The sequence below is a fragment of the Streptomyces sp. NPDC050315 genome, from assembly GCF_040655775.1.
Taxonomy (GTDB): domain Bacteria; phylum Actinomycetota; class Actinomycetes; order Streptomycetales; family Streptomycetaceae; genus Streptomyces.
The window spans coordinates 393,910-413,435 of record NZ_JBFAKN010000001.1; the positions used below are offsets into that span (position 1 = coordinate 393,910).

The window sequence follows — 19,526 nt, forward strand, 5'->3', positions numbered from 1 at the left end:
TGCGGGTCACTTGCCCAGCGCCGCCCGTACCGCGTCCTTCGTGCGGTCGATCAGGGAGGCCACCGGGGTGACGAGGAGGTTCGCGGCCGCGGACTCGGCGCCCGGGTGCGGGTGGGTCGGCGCCACCGCTTCGGCGGCCTTGACCGCCTTGGCCAGCCCCTCCAGGCCGCGCTGGTCAGCGACCGCGCGGAGGTGGGTGAACTCGGACTTCTCCTCCGCCTCGGCGTGCGCCAGGATGTCCTGGCGGACCGCCGCGAACTTCTCGTGGAACTCCGAAGAGTCGACGTCGATGTCCTCCAGTCGGCTCAGCACCTCCTTGGCGCTCTTCTCCTCCGCCGTCCGGTCCTTGACGACCTGTTCGCCGCCCTCGACGTGGTCGCGGACGTAGGGATGGACGACCTCTTCCTCGGCCGTCTCGTGCACGGCGAGCAGGCGCACCACGCGCTGGAACGCCTGCTTGCGCTCCTCACCCTTGTGGTTCACGACGTCGTCCAGGAGTCGGCGGATCTGCTGATGCTGCTGCTCCAGCAGCTCCACGACGTCCTGCTGCTTCTCGGCCATGTGCGGGCCCCTCTCGTCTCGTCGTGCGGGACCCCGGCCGGGTACCCCGCCGACGGCCCCCCGAGACGGCGGGAACCGGCCTCGCGCGGGCTCAGACGGGGCTGTGGTCCGCGCCGGCCGCCGCGAGGTCGAACGCGGAGTTGACCAGGGCGACGTGGGTGAACGCCTGGGGCACATTGCCCAGTTGGCGGCCGGCCGCGCCGTCCCACTCCTCGGCGAACAGGCCCAGGTCGTTGCCGATGGCGAGGGTGCGCGCGAAGAGGGCGCGGGCCTCGGCGTGCCGGCCGGTGGCGAGCAGCGCGTCGGCGAGCCAGAACGAGCAGGCCAGGAAGGCGCCTTCGGTACCGGGCAGCCCGTCCCCGGACGGGCCGTCGCCGGGCCCGCCGTCCGAGTAACGGCGCAGGAATCCGTCGTGGTCCAGCTCGGTGCGTACGGCGTCCACCGTACGGATCACGCGCGGGTCGTCCGGCGGCAGGAAGCCGGTTTTGACGATGAAGAGCGTGGCGGCGTCCAGGCCCCGGCCGCCGTAGTGCTGGACGAAGACACCGCGGTCCGCGTCGTATCCGTGTGCGCAGACGTCCGCGTGCACGGCGTCGCGCAGCGTCCGCCAGCGCGCGAGGGGCGCGGGCAGCCCGGTCTTCTCGGCGAGGCGTACCGCCCGGTCGGCGGCCACCCAGGCCATGACCTTGGAGTGCACGAAGTGGCGGCGGCCGCAGCGCACTTCCCACAGGCCCTCGTCCGGCTCCCGCCAGTGCTGCTCCAGCGCGTCCATGAGGGTGCGGAAGAGGCTCCAGACGCGGCGTTCCATGGGGATGCCGGCCGCCTGGGCGAGGTACAGGGTGTCGGCCACCTCGCCGTAGACGTCCAGCTGGAACTGGTCGACGGCCGCGTTGCCCAGCCGGACCGGGACCGAGCCCTCGTAGCCGGGGAGCCAGGGCGCGGTGGATTCCGGCAGCCGGCGCTCGCCGGCCACGCCGTACAGGATCTGCAGGTCCGCCGGGTCGCCGGCGATGGCGCGTACCAGCCAGCGCCGCCAGGCGGCCGCCTCCTCGTGGAAGCCGCCGCGCAGCAGTGCGGAGAGCGTCATGCTGGAGTCGCGCAGCCAGCAGAAGCGGTAGTCCCAGTTGCGCGGCGCGCCGATGGCCTCGGGCAGCGAGGTGGTGGGCGCGGCGACGATGCCGCCGGTCGGGCGGTAGGCGAGGGCCTTGAGGGTGATCAGCGAGCGGAGTACGTCGGGGCGCCACTCCCCCTCGTACCGGCAGGTGGCCGCCCAGCGCTGCCAGCCCTCCGCGGTCTCCCGCAGCGCGCGTTCGGGGTCGGTGACCTGGACGGTGTGCAGGTGCGAGGGCTGCCAGGTGAGGACGAAGGGGACCCGGTCGCCGGCCCGGACGGTGAACTCCGAGCAGGTGGCGCCGTCGGAGCCGAAGGTGTGCACGCCGGGCGGCACGCGCAGCCAGCCCGAGTCGGGACCTGCGGTCGCGATGCGGTGGTGGCCGGTGCGGCGCACCCACGGCAGGACCCGGCCGTAGTTGAAGCGCAGCCGCAGTGCGCTGTACATCGGGACCTCGCCGGTCAGCCCTTCGACGATGCGGATCAGCCGGGGCACCCGGTCGCGCGGGGGCATGAAGTCCAGGACACGGACCGTGCCGTCGGGGGTCTCCCAGAGCGATTCGAGGACCAGGGTGTCGCCGGTGTAGCCGCGGCGGGTGCAGGGCCGGTGTTCGCCGGCCGGGGCGATCCGCCAGTGCCCGTGCCCGTCCGTGCCGAGGAGGCCGGCGAAGGCGGCGGGTGAGTCGAACCGGGGCAGGCAGAGCCAGTCGACGGAGCCGTCCCTGCCGACCAGGGCGGCCGTCTCCAGGTCGCCGATGATCCCGTAGTCCTCGATGCGTCCGGGCATGGTCCGTCCATTCTCGGGAGGCCCCGCCGACCTCGCGAGCCGCGGACACGCGGCCGCGGAGGCGGTGGACGGCGCACCCGGTTGCAGGCCCCTGGCCCCGCTATGAGAATTGTGTGAGCTCTGAGGCTGAAGTCCCTGCCCGGTGCGGAAGGGGTCAGTGATGCAGCGTTCTGTGTCGTGGGTGCCACCGGGAACGGATCTGGACCGCCCGAACGCCGCCCGGATGTACGACTACTTCCTGGGCGGCTCGCACAACTTCCCCGCCGACCGCGAGATGGCCCGCCAGGCCATCGCCCTCTGGCCCGACCTGCCGCTGATCATGCGGAGCAACCGGGCCTTTCTGCGCCGCGCGGTGCAGTACCTGGCCGGGGAGGGCATCACCCGCTTCCTCGACCTGGGCTCGGGCATCCCCACGTTCGGCGCGGTGCACGAGGTCGCCCAGGAGGTGCATCCGCACGCCCGGGTGGTGTACGTCGACATCGACCCGGTCGCCGTCGCGCACAGCAGGCTGCTGGTGCGGGACGACCCGCACGTCAAGGTCGTCCAGGCGGATGTGCGGGACCCGCACGGCCTGCTCGCCCAGCCCCCCGTCGCCGAGTTGCTCCGCCCGGGTGAGCCGGTGGCGGTGCTGCTGGTCGCGGTGCTGCATTTCGTGTCGGACGAGGCGGACCCGCCGGGCGTCGTCGCCACGCTGCGGGACGCGCTGCCGCCGGGCAGCGCGCTGGCCCTCTCCCATGCGTCACTGGAGGGCCGCCCCGACCAGGCAGGCCCGCACCAGGCGCTGTACGCCCGCACCCGCACCCCGCTCACGATGCGCTCCCGGGCGCAGATCACCGCGTACTTCGAGGGCTTCGAGCTCGTCGAGCCGGGGGTGGTGTACCTGCCCGAGTGGCGGCCCGAGACGCCGGACGCGGTGGGGCCGCATCCGGAGCGGATGACGGGCCTGGCCGGCGTGGGGCGTCGCCCGTGAACGCTGCCGATCCGGACCGCGGAGCGTCCGCCCACTTCGAGGAGTCCTGGGCCGGGCTGCTGCGGGAAGGGCTGGGGCTCACGGTGCACCCCGGGGCGCGGCAGCGGCTCACCGCCCGCACCGCCGAGTTGCTGCGCCGGTCCTGGCAGGGCGACCCGGTGTCCACGGTCGCGGCCGAGGAGGCCGGGACGCTGCTGGTCGACGCGCACTACACCGACCCCTCGGTGCTGGCCCGCGCGGTGGAGCTGCTGCACGCGCACCCGGTACCGAAGGACCGCGGGCCCGCGGTGGCCGGCGCCTTCGCGGCCGGGTGGGCGGCGGCGCTGCGCGAGCGGACGCTGCGGGACCAGGAGGAGATCCGGGCCGCCGCCGACACCGCGCGGCAGACGGCCGAGCGGTCCCAGCGGGCGACCGAGGCCCGCTTCCGCGCGCTGTTCGAGAACGCCCCGATCGGCATCGGCATCGGCGATCTGCAGGGCAACATCCTGGAGGTCAACCGGGCGCTGCTGGACATCTTCGGCGGCCGCGTGGAGGACCTGCACGGCCGCCGGGTCACCGATCTGGTGCACCCGGAGGACGAGCCGGGCACCTGGCAGTCGTACGAAGAGCTGGTCCGGGGCGAGCGGGATCGCTTCGAGTGCACCAAGCCGTACTACCGGAAGGACGGCGAGGTGGTCTGGACGCATCTGACGTGCTCGCTGATCCGGGACGAGGAGCTGGTGCCGCGCTACCAGGTGGCGCTGCTGGAGGACATCACCGACCGGTACCGGCTGGAGGAGCGGCTGCGTCACCAGGCCACCCACGACACGCTGACCGGCCTGCCCAACCGGGCGGCCTTCATCGACCGCCTCGAACGGCTCTTCCGGGCGCCCTGCGCCGACGCCCGGTTCGGCATCTGCTACCTGGACCTGGACGGCTTCAAGTTCGTCAACGACAGCCTGGGGCACGCGGCCGGGGACGAGCTGCTCGTCGTGGTGGCGCGGCGGCTGGAGACCGCGATGACGCCGCTGGGGCATCTCGTGGCGCGGCTGGGCGGCGACGAGTTCGTGGTGCTGCTGGAGCACTCCCGGGGGCAGCAGGACGCCGTGACGGTGGCGAAGGCGGCGCTTGCGGCGCTGGCCACGCCGATCCCGATCGCGGACCGCCGGCTGTCGGTGCGGGCCAGTGTGGGCGTACTGGAGCGGTCGGTGGCCACGACCACGCCGGAGGCCGCGGTGCGCGCCGCCGACCTGACGCTGTACCGGGCGAAGGAGGCGGGCCGCGGCCGGTGGACGCTCTTCGACCCGGGCCACCACGCGCGCGAGGTGACCCGTTACGCGATGTCGGTACGGATGCCGGCGGCGCTGGAGCACGGCGAGTTCTTCGTGGACTACCAGCCGCTGTGCACGCTCGCGGACGGCTCGCTGGCTGCTGTGGAAGCGCTCGTACGGTGGCGGCACCCGGACTTCGGCGTGCTGAGCCCGGACGATTTCATCGCCACTGCCGAGCAGACCGGGATGATCATGCGGCTGGGCCGCTGGGTCCTGGAGGAGGCGTGCGGGCAGGCGGCGGAGTGGGTGCGCCGGTTCGGGCCCGCGGCGCCGCAGGTGAACGTCAACGTCTCCGTCCACCAGACCAGGGACGCCCGGCTCGCGGCCGACATCGGCAGGGTGCTGCGCTCCTCCGGGCTGGACCCGAGGCTGCTCCAGCTGGAGATCACCGAGAGCGCCGTGATGCGGTCCGACGACGACTCGATGCCGACGCTGCGCAGCCTCGCGGACACCGGCATCACGCTCGCGGTGGACGACTTCGGCACCGGCTGGTCGCCACTGGGGTACCTCAGCCAACTCCCGGTCTCCGGGCTGAAGATCGCCGGCTCGTTCCTCGCGGACACGCACCGGCCGGAGGTCCCCGCGGAGCAGAGCTGGCGGGTCATCGGGGGGCTGGTCTCGCTGGCGCGGGCGCTCGGCCTGAAGGTGACGGTGGAGGGGGTGGAGACGGCGGCCGACGCGGAGCGGCTGCGGGCCATGGGCTGCGACTGGGGCCAGGGCTGGCACTTCGGCCGTCCGGCGCGGCCCGGCGAGATCACCCGGCGGATCACCCAGGAACTGCGGCGCGCGGCCGCGCACGAAGACACCGAATACTACAGCGAGTGACCGACAGCAGTCCTTTTCGCGATACTTTCGGCAATTCATCCCCTTCGCCTTGACTCTCGGTGAGGATGCTGTAAGCCTGAAGGCCAGGCTCCGCTTCTCGGGGCGGGGCGGACCGCTTTCCAGCGGACCGCATCAGCCAGCCTGCGCGCCGTTCGCGGCGCTCGGGAGGGACCGGCGGCAGGGATTTCCCGCCGCACCCAGCGCCCTTCCGGTTGTCCGAGGCCGTGCCGGGACGGCACCGCCTCATCACCCGGGCCACGCCCGACGGCCGGCGGCACCGCACGCCCGCACCGGGTCGGCCCTGCCCTTGCACAGGAGGGGCATCATGCACGGCTTCGGTCGGCGCACCGCGACGGCCTGCCCCTGGATCGCCGCCCGCGACTCGCTGGACACTCGCGTCCGCATCGTCGAACTGGCCCCGACCCCGCCGATGAGCCACGCTCACCGGTCGGCTCGGGCGCCGGCGAAGCGGACCGGCGCGTGTTGGCGTGGGTGCGGCTGCACGGGCACCCGCTCGCTCTGGTGGTGCACGCCACTGGCACCCCCGGCGACCAGGCCGGGCTCCGCCGGGCGCCGGCCGCTGCCGTCTCCTTCGAACCGGCCGTACCGACGGGCCACCGCACCCCGGGGGATCCGGGCCCGGCGCCGCCACCCGCCCCGGAAGGGGGCCCGCCATGACCCCGCACACGAACCGGGTGCCCGTCTTCCTCTACCACTCGGTGTCCGACGACCCGCCCTCCTGGCTGGCCCCCTTCACCGTCACCCCGCGCGTCTTCACCGAACAGCTGGACCGGATCGCCGACAGCGGCCGCACCGTGATCCCGATGGAGCGGCTGGTCGCGGCGGTGCGCGGCGGCCCGCCGCTGCCGCCCCGGTGCGCCGTCCTCACCTTCGACGACGGCTTCGCCGATTTTTACTGGACGGTCGCCCCGCAGCTCACCGAGCGGGGACTGCCGGCCACCCTGTACCTCACCACCGGTGCCGTGCACGCGCCGGGCGAGCCGCCCAACGGCAGCCTGCTGCCACCGGCCCCGATGCTGAACTGGCGCCAGGTCAGCACGCTCGACGCCTACGGCATCGGGATCGGCGGGCACAGCCGCACCCACGCGCAGCTGGACACTCTGCCGCGGCGGCGGCTGCACGCCGAGATCTCGGGCTGCAAACGCCGCATCGAGGACGTTCTCGGTCATCCGGTGTCCGCGTTCTCCTACCCGCACGGCTACTCCAGTCCGCTGGTCCGCCGTGCGGTCGGCGCTGCGGGCTGGACCTCCGGCGCGGGGGCCGTGCGGGCCTTCAGCTCGCCCTCCGACGACCCGTTCCGCATCGCCCGGCTGACGGTCATGGCGGACACCCCGGCGGACCTCTTCCGCCAGTGGACCGAGGGCTATGGCGCCCCCGAGGCCCCCTCCCGCGAGCCCCTCCGTACCGCGGCCTGGCGCCTGTACCGCCGCACGCGGGCCACCCTCACGCGTCGCGCCGACCGACCTTTGCCGCCCCAGCGCCCCGCCTAGGAGCGCCGCCGGGCGTCCCAACTACACATAAGGAGGAAATAAGCGCAAGATAGCCGTAGCGGCGCTTGCCACATCAGCGGACAGGGCCGCAGAGAACGAAGGAGACGAGTCTGATGGCAGACGTCTCACACACCAGAGGCGATATCGCCAGTCACCCTGATGTTCCTGAGATGCGGGACAGGTACGACCGCATGCTCGGTGGTCGCGACGTGGCGCTCGTGGACGGACCGGTCTTCCTCATCGGTCTGTACTGCGCCGCCTCGCCCTGGATCGTCCACTTCACCGCCAACCAGCCCGCCCTGGTGACCCACAACCTCATCCTGGGCATCGCCATCGGCCTGCTGGCACTCGGGTTCACCACCGCGCCGGCGCGGATGTACGGCCTGAGCTGGGCCATGTCCGCCATCGGCGTGTGGCTGATCATTTCGCCGTGGATCGTCGGCAGCAGCCCCGACGGCGGAGTGATCTGGAACAACATCATCGTCGGCGCCCTGACGGCCTTCCTCGGGCTGGTCTGCGCGGGCGCGGCGATGCGGAGCGGTAAGCGAGCGAATCCGTAACCGCAAGGAAGAAGCGCAAGGGAGAAGGGAGCCCTGCCCTGATCTGTCGGCCGGCCCATGGACACGGGCCGGCCGACGAACGTCGCGGGCCGGCCGTCCGTCCTCGACCTGCGGGCCCGCCGCCCCACGCATGAATCGGCCGCATGCGGCTACTCGCACCGTCCGCCCGGTGGCAAGGCCGGGCGGACGGTGCTGTTCCGGGAGGGGCGTGCGATGAGCGTGAATGCGGATCCGGGGTCCACGGTTTTCGTCGAGGCCGGGGTGATCGTGCTGGACTGCGCGGAGCCCGAGCCGGTCGCGGAGTTCTACGCGAAGCTGCTGGGCGCGAAGCTGCCGGCCGAGATGGGCGTCGAGCTCATCGAGATCTCGGGCGGCCAGGGGACGCGGATGGCCTTCCGCCGGGACCACGGCGCGGCGCCGCCGTCCTGGCCGCGGCCCGAGGATTCCCAGCAGTCCCACCTGCACCTGCTGGTCCCCAAGGACCGCATGGACGACGTGGAACGACAGGTGATCGACTACGGCGGGCAGCCGATGGAGGCCGAGCGGCGCGAGAGCGGCGAGGAGGTGCGGCTCTACTCCGACCCCGCGGGCCATCCCTTCTCGCTCCGCGCCGTATGACCGTCCCGCGCCGTATGAGTGTCCCGCGCCGTACGACCGTCCGCCGCCCCGTTCCCGCGTGCGCCGCGCCTGCCCGTGCGCGACAGTGACAGCAGCGGCCAGCAGCAGGAAGGGGTTGCCGTGAAGGGCGAGCGAGGGCTGTCGACGTACCAGGGCAAGCGCGACTTCGAGCGGACCCGTGAGCCGCGGGGCGAGGAGGCCGCCGGGACGCCGTCCGCCGACGGCGGCGACCCGGTCTTCGTCGTGCAGATCCACGACGCCTCGACCATGCACTTCGACTTCCGGCTGGAGGTCGACGGGGTACTGAAGTCCTGGTCCGTCCCGAAGGGCCCCTCCACCGACCCGCACGACAAGCGGCTGGCGATGCCGACCGAGGACCACCCGATGGAGTACCGCGAATTCGAAGGGGTGATCCCGAAGGGCGAGTACGGCGGCGGCACGGTGATCGTCTGGGACCAGGGCACGTACCGCCCGCTCCCGCCGAAGAAGCGCAAGGACCGCGACGCGTCCTTCGCCGAGCGGCTGGAGCACGGGCACATCACGTTCTGGATGAACGGCGACAAGCTGCGCGGCGGCTACGCGCTCACCCGCTTCCGCACGGCGGAGTCCGAGGGCCGGGAGTCCTGGCTGCTGGTGAAGGAGAACGACGAGCGGGCCGGGCAGCGCGGCGCACCGGACCCGCGCCGGGCCAAGTCGGCACGGAGCGGGCGGACGCTGGGCCAGGTGGCGGCCGACGAGGGCAAGGACTGAGCGTGGCGGGGCTGCTGGAGTCGCTGCCCGGCGAACAACGGCGGCTGCTGGCCGACGCCCCCTCGGGCGAACAGCTGGCAGCCCACCCCATGCTCGCGGTGCTCTCCGACCGCCGGGACTTCGACGACGGCTGGATCTTCGAGCGGAAGCTGGACGGCGTCCGCGCGCTGGCCGTACGCGACCGGGCCCGCACCCGGCTGCTGTCCCGTACCGGCCGGCCCCTGGACGACACCTACCCCGAGATCGCGGACGCGCTGGCCGCCCAGAGCTGCCGGGACTTCGCCGTGGACGGCGAGATCGTCGCCTTCTCGCAGGGCCGCACCGAGTTCTCCCGGCTCCAGCAGCGGATGGGCATCACCGACCCCGCACAGGCCCGCGCCAGCTCGGTGGCGGTGACGTACTACGTCTTCGACCTGCTGCGGCTGGACGGCAAGGATCTGACCCGGCTGCCGCTGCGCACCCGCAAGTCCCTGCTCCGCCGCAGCCTGCGCTTCGTCTCCCCGCTGCGCTTCACCCCGCACCGCAACGAGGGCGGCCCGCAGCGGCTGGCCGACGCCTGCGAGCGGGGCTGGGAGGGGCTGATCGCCAAGCGCGCCGACGGCCCCTACGTGCCGCGCCGCTCCTCCGACTGGCTGAAGCTGAAGTGCGCCCGCGGCCAGGAGTTCGTCATCGGTGGCTTCACCGAGCCGGCCGGCAGCCGCGTCGGCTTCGGCGCGCTGCTGCTCGGCTACTACGCGAACGGCGCGCTGCGGTATGCGGGCAAGGTCGGCACCGGCTACGACCGGGCCGCGCTGCACCGCATCCGCGGCCTGCTGGACGAGCGGGAGCAGGCCCGTTCCCCGTTCGGCGATCCGGTACGGGAGCGGGCCGCGCACTGGGTACGCCCCGAGCTGGTCGCCGAGGTCGGCTTCACCGAGTGGACCCGGGACGGGATGCTGCGCCACCCGCGGTTCCTGGGGCTGCGGGACGACAAGAAGCCGTCCGAGGTGGTGCGGGAGGAGCCGTCGCAGGCCGCGTGAGCCGGTATCAGCTCGCCTCGCAGCCGCTGCCCGGCTGTTCCTCGTTCAGCGCGGTCGCATACGTCTGGATCTCCTTGGCGATCTCCGTCAGCGGCAGCACCTTGTCCACCTCTCCGGTGCTGATCGCCGCGCCCGGCATCCCGAAGTGCACCGATGTCGCCTCGTCCTGGGCGAGGGCCCGGCCGCCGCAGCAGGTGATCGCGCGGGTGCCGGACTGGGCGTCCGTGCCGACGCCGGTGAGGACCACCGCCAGCGCCCGAGGGCCGCAGGTCACGGCCAGGGTCGCCAGCATCATGTCCGCCGTCGGCCGGGGCGGCAGGGCGCGCTCGCCGACCCCGATCAGGCCGATGCGGTTGTCGCTGACCACCAGCAGGTGGTAGCCCGGCGGGGTGACCAGCACGGTGCCCTTCTCCATGGTGTCCCCGTCACGGGCGGCACGGACCGTCAGCGGGGTACGGGCGTCGAGCAGCTGCGGCAGCCTGCTGGGGCGGTCGGGCTGCTGGTGCTGGGCCACCAGGACGGCCGCCGGCAGATCGGCGGGCAGCGGCCCGAGCACCTGGAACAGCGCGTTGAGCCCGCCGGCCGAGGACGCGAGCGCGACCACCGGGAACCTGGCCTCGGGCGCGAGGCCGGGCTCCCGGTCGAATTTCGAGACGTACGACGTCATGGCTGCCGCCTGCTCATGTCGCCGGTCAGCGGACGCCGGTGACGACGAACCCGCCGCGTACCGTCGACGGGATGCGGTGCAGCGGCACCGTCAGGTCCTGCTCCGGCACGCGGTACTCCAGCCGCGCCAGGAGCGGTACGAGCGTCTGGAGCAGCGCGAGCACGATGTCCTCACCCGGGCAGCGGTGGCCGTTCGACACCTCGCCGCCGCCCTGCGGGATGAGGTCGTCGCGGCCCGGCTCGGCTTCCGTGAAGCGCGTGGGGTCGAAGGTGTACGGGCGTGGCCACAGGTCGGGGTCGTGGTTCTGCCCGTAGACGTCGAGCAGGACCATCGTGCCGGCCCCGATGCGCTCGCCCCGCCACTCCAGGTCGCGTGCGGCCAGCCCGCCGAGGAACGGCACGAAGGGGTAGAAGCGGCGTACCTCGTGGGCGAAGCCCCGGGCGTAGGCGGCGTCGCCCTTGGCGAGCGGCGCGCGGTGCTCGGGCCAGCGGTGCAGGGCGTGCGCGGCGAAGGTGAGGAACCAGGCGACCGCGACGGTCGGCCGGATGACGTTGAGCACCTCCACGGCGGCGGTGTGCGCGTCGAGCGGGGCGCCGTCGGACTCCCGGTGCCGGGCGATCTCCGCCAGCGCCGTACCGCTCGGCCGGCCCGACGCCTCGTGCTCAGGGCCTGCCCGCCGGATGTCCTCGATGCGGCGTGCCAGCCGCTCCTCCTGGCGGCTGCGCGCGCGGCGGGCCCGCCAGTGGCGCGGCCCCGGCGTCGCGAAGCCGTCCACCATCGCGACCAGGTCGTCGGCCATCTCCTGTGCGCCGTCGTCGTCGAGCGCGATGCCCGCCCAGTCGCAGACCGCGCGGGTGAGCAGCAGCGCGAACGCGTCGAAGAGGACTACTCGTGGGCTGCCGGACCAGTCGGTGCGGGCCCGCTGCCACTCGGCGGCCGTGCGCTCGGTCAGCTCCGCGATGCCTTCCTCGTCCTTGAGCAGATGGACGAAGAGGGCCTTGCGCACCCGGTGCCGGTCGCCGTCGAGGGTGTGCACCGCGCCGCGGCCGAAGAGCGTGTCGAGCACCGGGCCCGGCAGCGCGTCCCGGCGGTGGATGTGGCTCTCGTCGTAGAAGAACCGCACGGCGTCCGTGCCGTGCAGCGCGATCGCCGGCTTTCCCAGCAGCCGGGTGCGGACCGGCGCGCCGCCGTTGCGGCGCCGGCGGTCGGGCAGCCATGCGTACCCCTCCAGGAGCAGCGGCACGGTGCTGTCGGACAGGGCAGGCAAGGACACCCCCACAGCGCTCAGTCCTCCTCGGGCCGTGCGGACTCCTGCCGCTTCGCGCGTGGTGGCCGGGTGTGTTCGGGCCGCTCCGGGTCGGGCCGCGTGCCGGCCTTGGCGCGGGCGCTCTCGTCGAGGGACTCCTGGGCGTCCAGGCTGGTGGTCAGGGGGTCCCCGCTCTCGCCGGCCACGTGCCGCCGCTCTTCGGGCCGGCCGACGCGGGTCTCGGCGTCCTCGAACTCGGCGAGCACCTCCTTCGCCGCCGTGTCCCGGTCCCGGGGATCGCCCCGGCCCGCGCCCTTGGCGGCGCTGCGCCCCTTCTCGTCCTGCTCGTTCTTCCGCGTCATAACGCTCCGTTCCGCCCTTCAGGGACTGCACGAGACTTCACGGGTGCCCCGCCGAGCGGGCCTCAACTCATGATGGAGCGCCGACTCATATACGGCATCACGGGAGGTTTCCCCCTCACCTCAGGGGGTATCGGGGGCCTCCACCCGGGCGAAGAGGCTGTCGTCGAGCCGGGCCAGCAGATCGGCCGGATCCGCGTACACCTCCGAGGCCCCAGCCTTCTCCAGGTCGGCCCGCGGGATGCCGCCGCACAGCAGGGCGACCGCGCCGACCCCGGCCCGGGTCGCGGCCTGCATGTCCCACACCGAGTCCCCGACGAACACCGCCCGCTCCGTCGCCACCCCGGCCAGCTTCCTGGCGTGCTCCACCGGCTCGGGCGCGGGCTTCCCCTCGCTGACGTCGTCCGCGCTCGCGGTGTCCACGATGGCGTCGTCGGCGTCGATGGCCCGGCGCAGCGCGCCCAGCTCGTGCCCGCCTGCCGAGGTGACCAGCACGTTCCGCCAGCCGCGTGCCGCCAGGGCGCGCAGCAGCTCCCCGGCGGCGTCCAGCGCGGGCAGCCGCTCGAAGTACGTGCCGTACAGCGTTTTGTGCGCGGCACTGATGTCCGCGTCCTGGCCGGGATCCCGGTCCTCGCCCAGCACGTGGGCGATCAGATCGCTCGACGGGCGCCCGAGCGCGTGGTGGATGGCGGTCATCTGCACGTGGTGCCCGCGCTGCCGGAACGCCTCCCACCACGCCGTGACGTGGAGGTGGTTGGTGTCGGCGAGCGTGCCGTCGACGTCGAAGAGTGCCGCGCGTGCCATGGCTGTTGCCTTTCCGTCGGGGACGTATGAAGTACCCGTCACCGCGATACGGAGTGCCCGCCGCCCGGCCGATCAGGTGAGCGGCGGCAGTGGCAGGCCCGTGTAGTTCTCGGCCAGTTCGGCGGCGGCGTGCCGGGAGGTCGCGATGCGGTCGAGCTGGGAGCGCTGCAGACGGGTCTCGAAGGGGGACTGGTCGGGGGCGGTGTGGAGGGTGGTGGTCATGAAGTACGAGAAGTGTTCCGCGCGCCAGACGCGGCGCAGGCAGGTGTCGGAGTAGGACTCCAGGAGGTCCGTCGAGCCGGTCGTGTGCCAGTGGGTCAGCGCGCGGGCCAGGACGATGACATCGGCGGCGGCGAGGTTGAGGCCCTTGGCGCCGGTGGGCGGCACGATGTGTGCGGCGTCGCCGGCCAGCAGCACCCGGCCGTACGCCATGGGCTCCGTGACGTGGCTGCGCATCGGGAGGACCGACTTGGCGGTGACCGGGCCGCGCTTGAGCCGCCGGCTCGGGTCGGAGTCGAGGGCGAAACGGGCGTCGAGCTCGTCCCAGATGCGGTCGTCGGGCCAGTCGGCGGGGTCGGTGCCGTTGGGGACCTGGAGATAGTGCCGGCTGACCGACGGGGACCGCATGCTGGCCAGCGCGAAGCCGCGGTCGGAGTGGGCGTAGATCAGCTCGTCGGCGGCGGGCGGCGCGTCGGCGAGGATGCCGAGCCAGGAGTACGGGTAGACGCGCTCGTACGTGGTGCGCAGCCGCTCCGGTACGGCGTTCCGCGCCACTCCGTGGAAGCCGTCGCAGCCGACGACGTAATCGCAGGTGAGGGTCTGTTCCCGGCCCTCGTGGGTGTAGCGGATCAGCGGGCGGTCGGTGTCGGCGCCCTCCACCGCATGCACGTCCGCCTCAAAGAGCAGCGGGCCGCCCTCGGCGAGCTGGAGCGCGATGAGGTCCTTGACGACCTCGGTCTGCGCGTACACCGTCACGCGGCGCCCGTCGGCGAGGGAAGGGAAGTCGATGCGGTGGGCGCGTCGGTCGAAGCGCAGCTCGATGCCGTCGTGGACCATGCCCTCGGCGGCCAGCCGCGCCCCGGCCCCGCAGGCCCGCAGCGCGTCCACGGTGGCCTGCTCCAGGATGCCCGCGCGCTGGCGCTGCTCCACGTACGCGCGGTCACGGCGCTCCAGCAGGACGCTGTCGATGCCGGCGGTGTGCAGCAGACGGGCGAGCAGCAGGCCGGAGGGGCCGCCGCCGATGATCCCGACGGTGGTGTGCATGTGGTGTCTCCTCGTCGTCGAGGACGGTGCGGTACCGGTTCGAGTACCGCACCTTGTGGCGGATGTTCGCGTAGTGAAATAATGTTCACGAACGCATGGCCATGAGTCTGCGCCCGCTCCGTACGCCTGTCAACGGTTTGATCAGGGGCGATTACGGTGTACTGGAGATCCACGACGGAGAGCCGATGCCACCGACCGACACCACGACGCCGCCCGCCGCCACCGGGGCACCGGCCGAGGCCGTCACGCCGCTGATGCGCGGCATCGCGGTGCTGCGCCGGCTCACCGACGCCGACGGCACGCTGAGCCTGAGCGAGCTGGAGCGCGCCACGGGCCTCGCCCGCTCCACCGTCGACCGGGTGACCGCGACGCTCGCCAGGATGGGCTTTGTGCGCCTGGACGGCCGGGACGCCGTGCTCACTCCGCGCGTCATGGCACTGGGCAATGCCTATCTCGCCGCGCTCCGGCTGCCGGGGCTGCTCGGCGGGCATGCCGACGCGCTCGCCGACGCGCTGGACGAGTCGGTGTCCCTCGCCGTCCCCGACCGGGACGGCATCCGCTTCCTGCACCAGGCGACCCGGCGCCGCGCGATGTCGCTCAGCTTCCGCATCGGCGACCTGCTGCCGGCCGAGCGCACCGCACCGGGTGCGCTGTTCGCCGCGGAGTGGACCGCGGCGGAGTGGGCGCGCTGGCGGGAGCGCCGGGCCGCCGATCCGGAGGACCGCGGCTTCCCGGCCGTACCGCCACGTGCGCCCGGCCGGGCGGCGAGCGAGAACCGCTTCGACGACGACCGCTTCGAGGCGGACGCGCGGCAGGCGCGCGAGCAGGGGTGGGCGCTGGACGACCAGTTGATCGAGCCGGGGCTGGTGGCGCTGACGGTGCCGGTACGCGCGCCGGACGGCTCGCTCGCGTGCGCGGCCAGCGTCGTCAGCCACACCAGCAGGCACAGCGCCGCGTCCCTGCGCGACACGCTGCTGCCCCGGCTGCGGGAGACGGTGGACACGATGGAGCAGGCGCTGCGGCAGGCGGCGGAGGCACCGCGGCAGGCGGACGCACCGTCGCCCGCGCCGCTCGCCGCCTGGACCGCCGCCTCCAAGCAGGAGCTGGGCCGGGAGTTCATCGAGTCCCTGGCCCGCGGCCTGACCGTGCTGACCGCGTTCGGCGAGGGGCGCGCCGAACTGACACTGTCCGCCGCCGCCGAAGCGACCGGACTGGCCCGGGCCACTGCGCGGCGCGCCCTGATCACCTTGGAGCACCTGGGCTACGTGGCCTCCGAAGGCCGTACCTTCCATCTCACCCCGCGCGTCCTGGCCCTCGGCTACCCACCGCTCTCCCGCACCTCGCTCCCCCAGATCGCCGCGCCGCACCTGGCCGCGCTCGCGGCGCGGGTGCACGACTCGGCGTCCCTCGCCACGCTCGACGGCGACGACATCCGGTACACGGCACGGGTCGCCACCACCCGCGTGATGAGCGTCAACATCACCGTCGGCACCCGGCTGCCCGCGTACGCCACCGCGCTGGGCCGGGCGATGCTGGCAGGGCTGCCGCCCGCCGAACGGTACGCACGGCTCACCCGCAGCGCACCACGCCCGCTGACCCCGCGGACGGTCACCGCCCCCGACGCGCTCGCCGCACTCCTGGACCAGGCCGCCGACCAGGGCTACGGATTGGTGGAGGACGAGCTGGAGGAGGGCCTCCGCTCGATCGCCGTACCGGTCCGCAGCGGTACGGGCGAGGTCGTGGCGGCCGTGAACGTCGCGATGCACACCGTCCGCCGCACCCCCGAGGAATGCGTCACGGATGTCCTCCCGGAGCTGCGCGCCGCAGTGACCGGCATCGAAGCGGACCTGCACATCGCGGGCCGCTTCGCACACATCCCACTGACGTGAGGTGCCGCTCCGGTTCACTGGTGTGCCGTGTGGTGCACAGGGAGAGCTGCGCCTGTGGCCGGTTCATGGCGCAGCGTGCGGTGCTGTGTTGTCCGGCTCATCCAGTGTCGCTTGGGTTGGCCGTGCTCGTTGACCGCGAAGGTCGACCAACCGAGACAAGGATGGCTTCATGCGCATGTTCGCGCGCTCTACGGCAGCACTGCTCGCGATGACCGCCGGGGCGCTCCTCCTCGCCCCCTCTGCTCATGGCACCTCCACTCTTCTCAGCTGCGCGGGCCAACAGACCGCCTCGTACAGCCCCGCGATGACCGATGAGAAGCAGCCCCTTACGGCCACGGTCGCGGAGCACTACAACTGCGCCGTGGCGCCGGACGGCATCAAGGGCGGTGACGGCGCAGCATCATTCAAAGAGCAGGCCAGCTGCCTGGTGACCGCGGACCCGGGTCAGCGCGATGTGATCCGGTACACCTGGAACACCCGGAAGACCAGCACTGTCGAGTTCACTGTCACCAACGTCGAGCGCGCGGTCAATGGCACCACCATTGTCACGTCAGTGGGCAAGGTCACCAGTGGTACAGGGAAGGGCAGCAAGGCCACTCGCGTGGTGACGCTGCCCCAGCTGGACGCGGCCGCCTGCGCCGACCGCGGAGTGGCGTCGCAGACGGGCACCGCCACCCTGACATTCGCCCCTTAGCACGCCGCCCCGCGGCTCACGCGCGGTCCGTCTGCGCGACCCGCAGCAGCAGCGCATGCAGCGTGTCCCGTTCCTCTTCCGAGAGTGGGCCGGTCAGTTCGTCGGTGACGCGGTGGCTGGCCTCGTCGGTGTCGCGGAGGTAGGTCCGGCCGGCCTCGGCCAGTACGACGATGCGGCGGCGTCGGTCGGAGGGGGCCGGGCGGCGTTCGACGAGGTGGAGGCGTTCCAGGTCGTCAACGAGGCCGACGATGGCGCTCGGGTCGTAACCGAGGCGTTCGCTCAGGTCCCGCTGGGGAGCGCCCTCGACGGTGGCGAGGTAGCGCAGCAGGGCGTAGTGCCGCAGCCGGAGGCCGGATTCCTGGAGGGCTGCGTTGAAGAGCTGCCCCGAGCGCAGGCCGAGCCGGTAGAGCAGATACCCGGTGTCAGCGTGCAGGCCCCGCATCCACGGCTCGTCGGCGTCGACGGGACGTGGATGCGGGGCCTGAGCGGTGGGCGTTCCGTGGGCGGTCATCGGTGGCGCGCTCCCTGTTCGTGCCCCGGGTGCGGGGCGGTCTCTCCGGCTCTCCATCTCACCAGCGCGCTCAGCATGCCGCATTTTCGATTACGAAGACAACCATTGACGTCGACAATGATTGGTCTTAGCTTCGGTCACGGCGAGGCCGGAAGTCGTGCGAACCGCCCGGCTCACCTCCCCTATGTCGTCCAACTCCCTTGCGCACTGCGCCTGTTGAGAGGATTCACCGTGTCCGGACCCACTGCCCACTCCCCCGTCGACCTCACCGGTAGGGTCGCCGTAGTGACCGGTTCCGGTCGCGGCCTGGGCCTCGCGTACGCCTCGGCGCTCGCCGCGGCCGGCGCGTCCGTCGTCGTCAACGACCTCGACGCGGCGGTGGCCGAGCAGGCCACCAAGACGATCACCGAGGCCGGCGGCCGGGCCGTCGCCGAGGCCGTCGCGGTCGGCACCACCGAGGCCGCCGACCGGCTCGTGGCCCGCGCGGTCGAGGAGTTCGGCCGGCTGGACATCATGGTCACCAACGCGGGCATCCTGCGGGACCGGGTGCTGTGGAAGATGACCGACGAGGACTTCGACGCCGTCGTCACCACCCACCTGAAGGGCACCTTCACCTGCGCCCGGGCCGCCGCCGCGCGGATGCGGGAGCAGGGCGAGGGCGGCCGGCTGATCCTGGTCGGCTCGCCCGCCGGACAGCGCGGCAACTTCGGCCAGACCAACTACGCCGCGGCCAAGGCCGGTATCGCCGCGATGACCCGTACGTGGTCGATGGAGCTGGCCCGGGCCGGGGTCACGGTCAATGCGATCGTGCCGGTCGCGGCGACCGCGATGACCGAGACCATCCCGGCGTTCGCGCCGTACATCGAGGCCATGAAACAGGGCGCGCCGCTGCCGGACTTCCTGCGCAAGGGCGAGGGGTTCGGCACGGCCGAGGACTGCGCGGCGTTGGTGCCGTTCCTCGCCTCGGACGCGGCGAAGGACGTCACGGGTCAGTGTGTCGGCATCGGCGGCGACAAGCTGGCGTTGTGGTCGCATCCGCAGGAGGTGTCGGTGGCGTACGCGGACGGCGGCTGGCGCCCGGAGACCATCGCGGCCGCCTGGCAGACGAGCGTGGGCCGCGAGCCGCAGTCCGTGGGCATCCCCGCCCCCGTCGTCCCGGAGGCGTGAGCCATGACGACCGGCGCGATGAACGTGGACGAGCTGGTGGCCATCGACGTGCACACGCACGCCGAAGTCTCCAGCAAGGGCCAGGCGTCCCTGGACGATGACCTGGCCGACGCCTCCAGCGCGTACTTCAAGATCGAGGGCAACCGTAAACCGACCCTGCCGGAGATCGCCGCGTACTACCGCGAGCGGAAGATGGCCGCCGTCGTCTTCACCGTGGACGCCGAATCCGCGACCGGTACCGAGCCGGTGCCGAACGAGGAGGTCGCCGAGGCCGCGGCCGAGAACTCCGATGTGCTGATCCCCTTCGCCTCGCTCGACCCGCACCGCGGCAAGGCGGCGGTGAAGCAGGCGCGGCGGCTGGTCGAGGAGTACGGCGTCCGCGGCTTCAAGTTCCACCCGAGCATCCAGGCGTTCTTCCCCAACGACCGGCTGGCGTACGAGCTGTACGAGGTCATCGAGGAGACCGGGGCCATCGCCCTCTTCCACACCGGACAGACCGGCATCGGCGCGGGCGTGCCGGGCGGCGGCGGGATCCGGCTGAAGTACTCCAACCCGCTGCACGTGGACGACGTGGCCGCCGACTTCCCGCATCTGAAGATCATCCTGGCGCACCCCTCCTTCCCCTGGCAGGACGAGGCGCTGGCCGTGGCCACGCACAAGCCGGGCGTGCACATCGACCTGTCGGGCTGGTCGCCCAAGTACTTCCCGCCGCAGCTCGTGCAGTACGCCAACACGCTGCTCAAGGACAAGGTGCTCTTCGGCTCCGACTATCCCGTGCTCACGCCGGACCGCTGGCTCGCGGACTTCGCGAAGCTGGAGATCAAGGACGCCGTCCGGCCGAAGATCCTCAAGGAGAACGCCGCCCGGCTGCTCGGGCTCGCCTGACCCCACCGCACGGACCGCAA

At 72.7% G+C, this 19,526-nt stretch carries 19 protein-coding genes; 11 read left to right on the plus strand and 8 right to left on the minus strand.

Going from position 1 to position 19,526, the window contains the following annotated elements:
• Positions 1 to 6 precede the first annotated feature (6 nt).
• Positions 7 to 561 carry a hemerythrin domain-containing protein gene (locus AB0I82_RS01855; protein WP_363255055.1) on the minus strand — a complete coding sequence of 185 codons (555 nt, stop codon included), beginning with the start codon at positions 559 to 561 and terminating at the stop codon, positions 7 to 9.
• A 91-nt stretch (positions 562 to 652) separates the two neighbouring features.
• On the minus strand, positions 653 to 2,458 hold the full coding sequence (locus AB0I82_RS01860) for a glycoside hydrolase family 15 protein (RefSeq protein ID WP_363255056.1): 1,806 nt from the start codon (positions 2,456 to 2,458) through the stop codon (positions 653 to 655).
• 160 nt (positions 2,459 to 2,618) lie between these two features.
• Here AB0I82_RS01860 and AB0I82_RS01865 point away from each other — a divergent pair, with 160 nt between their 5' ends.
• From AB0I82_RS01865 to ligD, 7 genes are all read left to right on the plus strand, one after another.
• Positions 2,619 to 3,428: an SAM-dependent methyltransferase gene (locus AB0I82_RS01865; RefSeq protein ID WP_363255057.1), complete on the plus strand. Its 810-nt coding sequence runs from the start codon at positions 2,619 to 2,621 to the stop codon at positions 3,426 to 3,428.
• Positions 3,425 to 5,563, plus strand: a complete 2,139-nt coding sequence (locus AB0I82_RS01870; RefSeq protein WP_363255059.1) for an EAL domain-containing protein — start codon at positions 3,425 to 3,427, stop codon at positions 5,561 to 5,563. Before AB0I82_RS01865 ends, AB0I82_RS01870 begins: the two co-directional genes overlap by 4 nt.
• Before the next feature lie 674 nt (positions 5,564 to 6,237).
• Entirely contained in the window at positions 6,238 to 7,074 is an 837-nt protein-coding gene (locus AB0I82_RS01875; protein WP_363255060.1) for a polysaccharide deacetylase family protein, read from the plus strand.
• 113 nt (positions 7,075 to 7,187) lie between these two features.
• On the plus strand, positions 7,188 to 7,634 hold the full coding sequence (locus AB0I82_RS01880) for an SPW repeat protein (RefSeq protein ID WP_363255061.1): 447 nt from the start codon (positions 7,188 to 7,190) through the stop codon (positions 7,632 to 7,634).
• 57 nt (positions 7,635 to 7,691) lie between these two features.
• Positions 7,692 to 8,252 (plus strand): VOC family protein, encoded by a 561-nt coding sequence (locus AB0I82_RS01885; RefSeq protein WP_363255062.1) that lies wholly within the window; start codon positions 7,692 to 7,694, stop codon positions 8,250 to 8,252.
• Positions 8,253 to 8,372: 120 nt separating this feature from the next.
• Entirely contained in the window at positions 8,373 to 9,002 is a 630-nt protein-coding gene (locus AB0I82_RS01890; protein WP_363255063.1) for a DNA polymerase ligase N-terminal domain-containing protein, read from the plus strand.
• A gap of 2 nt (positions 9,003 to 9,004) precedes the next feature.
• Complete coding sequence (ligD, locus tag AB0I82_RS01895) at positions 9,005 to 10,021, plus strand: non-homologous end-joining DNA ligase (RefSeq protein ID WP_363255064.1); 1,017 nt, start codon at positions 9,005 to 9,007, stop codon at positions 10,019 to 10,021.
• A gap of 7 nt (positions 10,022 to 10,028) precedes the next feature.
• Here ligD and AB0I82_RS01900 read toward each other — a convergent pair whose 3' ends face one another.
• The 5 genes from AB0I82_RS01900 to AB0I82_RS01920 form a co-directional block, all read right to left on the minus strand.
• Positions 10,029 to 10,688: a chemotaxis protein CheB gene (locus tag AB0I82_RS01900; RefSeq protein WP_363255065.1), complete on the minus strand. Its 660-nt coding sequence runs from the start codon at positions 10,686 to 10,688 to the stop codon at positions 10,029 to 10,031.
• Positions 10,689 to 10,713: 25 nt separating this feature from the next.
• Positions 10,714 to 11,946 (minus strand): cytochrome P450, encoded by a 1,233-nt coding sequence (locus AB0I82_RS01905; RefSeq protein WP_363256039.1) that lies wholly within the window; start codon positions 11,944 to 11,946, stop codon positions 10,714 to 10,716.
• Between the two features lie 26 nt (positions 11,947 to 11,972).
• Positions 11,973 to 12,296, minus strand: coding sequence for a hypothetical protein (locus tag AB0I82_RS01910; protein WP_363255066.1), 324 nt, complete (start codon positions 12,294 to 12,296; stop codon positions 11,973 to 11,975).
• Between the two features lie 120 nt (positions 12,297 to 12,416).
• Positions 12,417 to 13,097, minus strand: a complete 681-nt coding sequence (locus tag AB0I82_RS01915) for an HAD family hydrolase (protein WP_363255068.1) — start codon at positions 13,095 to 13,097, stop codon at positions 12,417 to 12,419.
• Between the two features lie 72 nt (positions 13,098 to 13,169).
• Positions 13,170 to 14,360 carry a 4-hydroxybenzoate 3-monooxygenase gene (locus tag AB0I82_RS01920; protein ID WP_363255069.1) on the minus strand — a complete coding sequence of 397 codons (1,191 nt, stop codon included), beginning with the start codon at positions 14,358 to 14,360 and terminating at the stop codon, positions 13,170 to 13,172.
• A gap of 185 nt (positions 14,361 to 14,545) precedes the next feature.
• Between AB0I82_RS01920 and AB0I82_RS01925 the strand changes: the two genes are divergently transcribed.
• Together AB0I82_RS01925 and AB0I82_RS01930 are read left to right on the plus strand one after the other, a co-directional pair.
• The gene (locus AB0I82_RS01925; protein ID WP_363255070.1) at positions 14,546 to 16,249 is read left to right on the plus strand and encodes an IclR family transcriptional regulator C-terminal domain-containing protein; all 1,704 of its coding nucleotides are present in this window, start codon (positions 14,546 to 14,548) and stop codon (positions 16,247 to 16,249) included.
• A 169-nt stretch (positions 16,250 to 16,418) separates the two neighbouring features.
• On the plus strand, positions 16,419 to 16,943 hold the full coding sequence (locus tag AB0I82_RS01930; protein ID WP_363255071.1) for a hypothetical protein: 525 nt from the start codon (positions 16,419 to 16,421) through the stop codon (positions 16,941 to 16,943).
• A gap of 16 nt (positions 16,944 to 16,959) precedes the next feature.
• On the opposite strand, the gene AB0I82_RS01935 is transcribed toward AB0I82_RS01930, so the two are convergent.
• Positions 16,960 to 17,454, minus strand: coding sequence for a MarR family winged helix-turn-helix transcriptional regulator (locus tag AB0I82_RS01935; RefSeq protein WP_363255072.1), 495 nt, complete (start codon positions 17,452 to 17,454; stop codon positions 16,960 to 16,962).
• A 231-nt stretch (positions 17,455 to 17,685) separates the two neighbouring features.
• On the opposite strand from AB0I82_RS01935, the gene AB0I82_RS01940 reads away from it, so the two are divergent.
• Positions 17,686 to 18,621: an SDR family oxidoreductase gene (locus tag AB0I82_RS01940; RefSeq protein WP_363255073.1), complete on the plus strand. Its 936-nt coding sequence runs from the start codon at positions 17,686 to 17,688 to the stop codon at positions 18,619 to 18,621.
• A gap of 18 nt (positions 18,622 to 18,639) precedes the next feature.
• Complete coding sequence (locus AB0I82_RS01945; protein ID WP_363256040.1) at positions 18,640 to 19,506, plus strand: amidohydrolase family protein; 867 nt, start codon at positions 18,640 to 18,642, stop codon at positions 19,504 to 19,506.
• Positions 19,507 to 19,526: the final 20 nt, after the last annotated feature.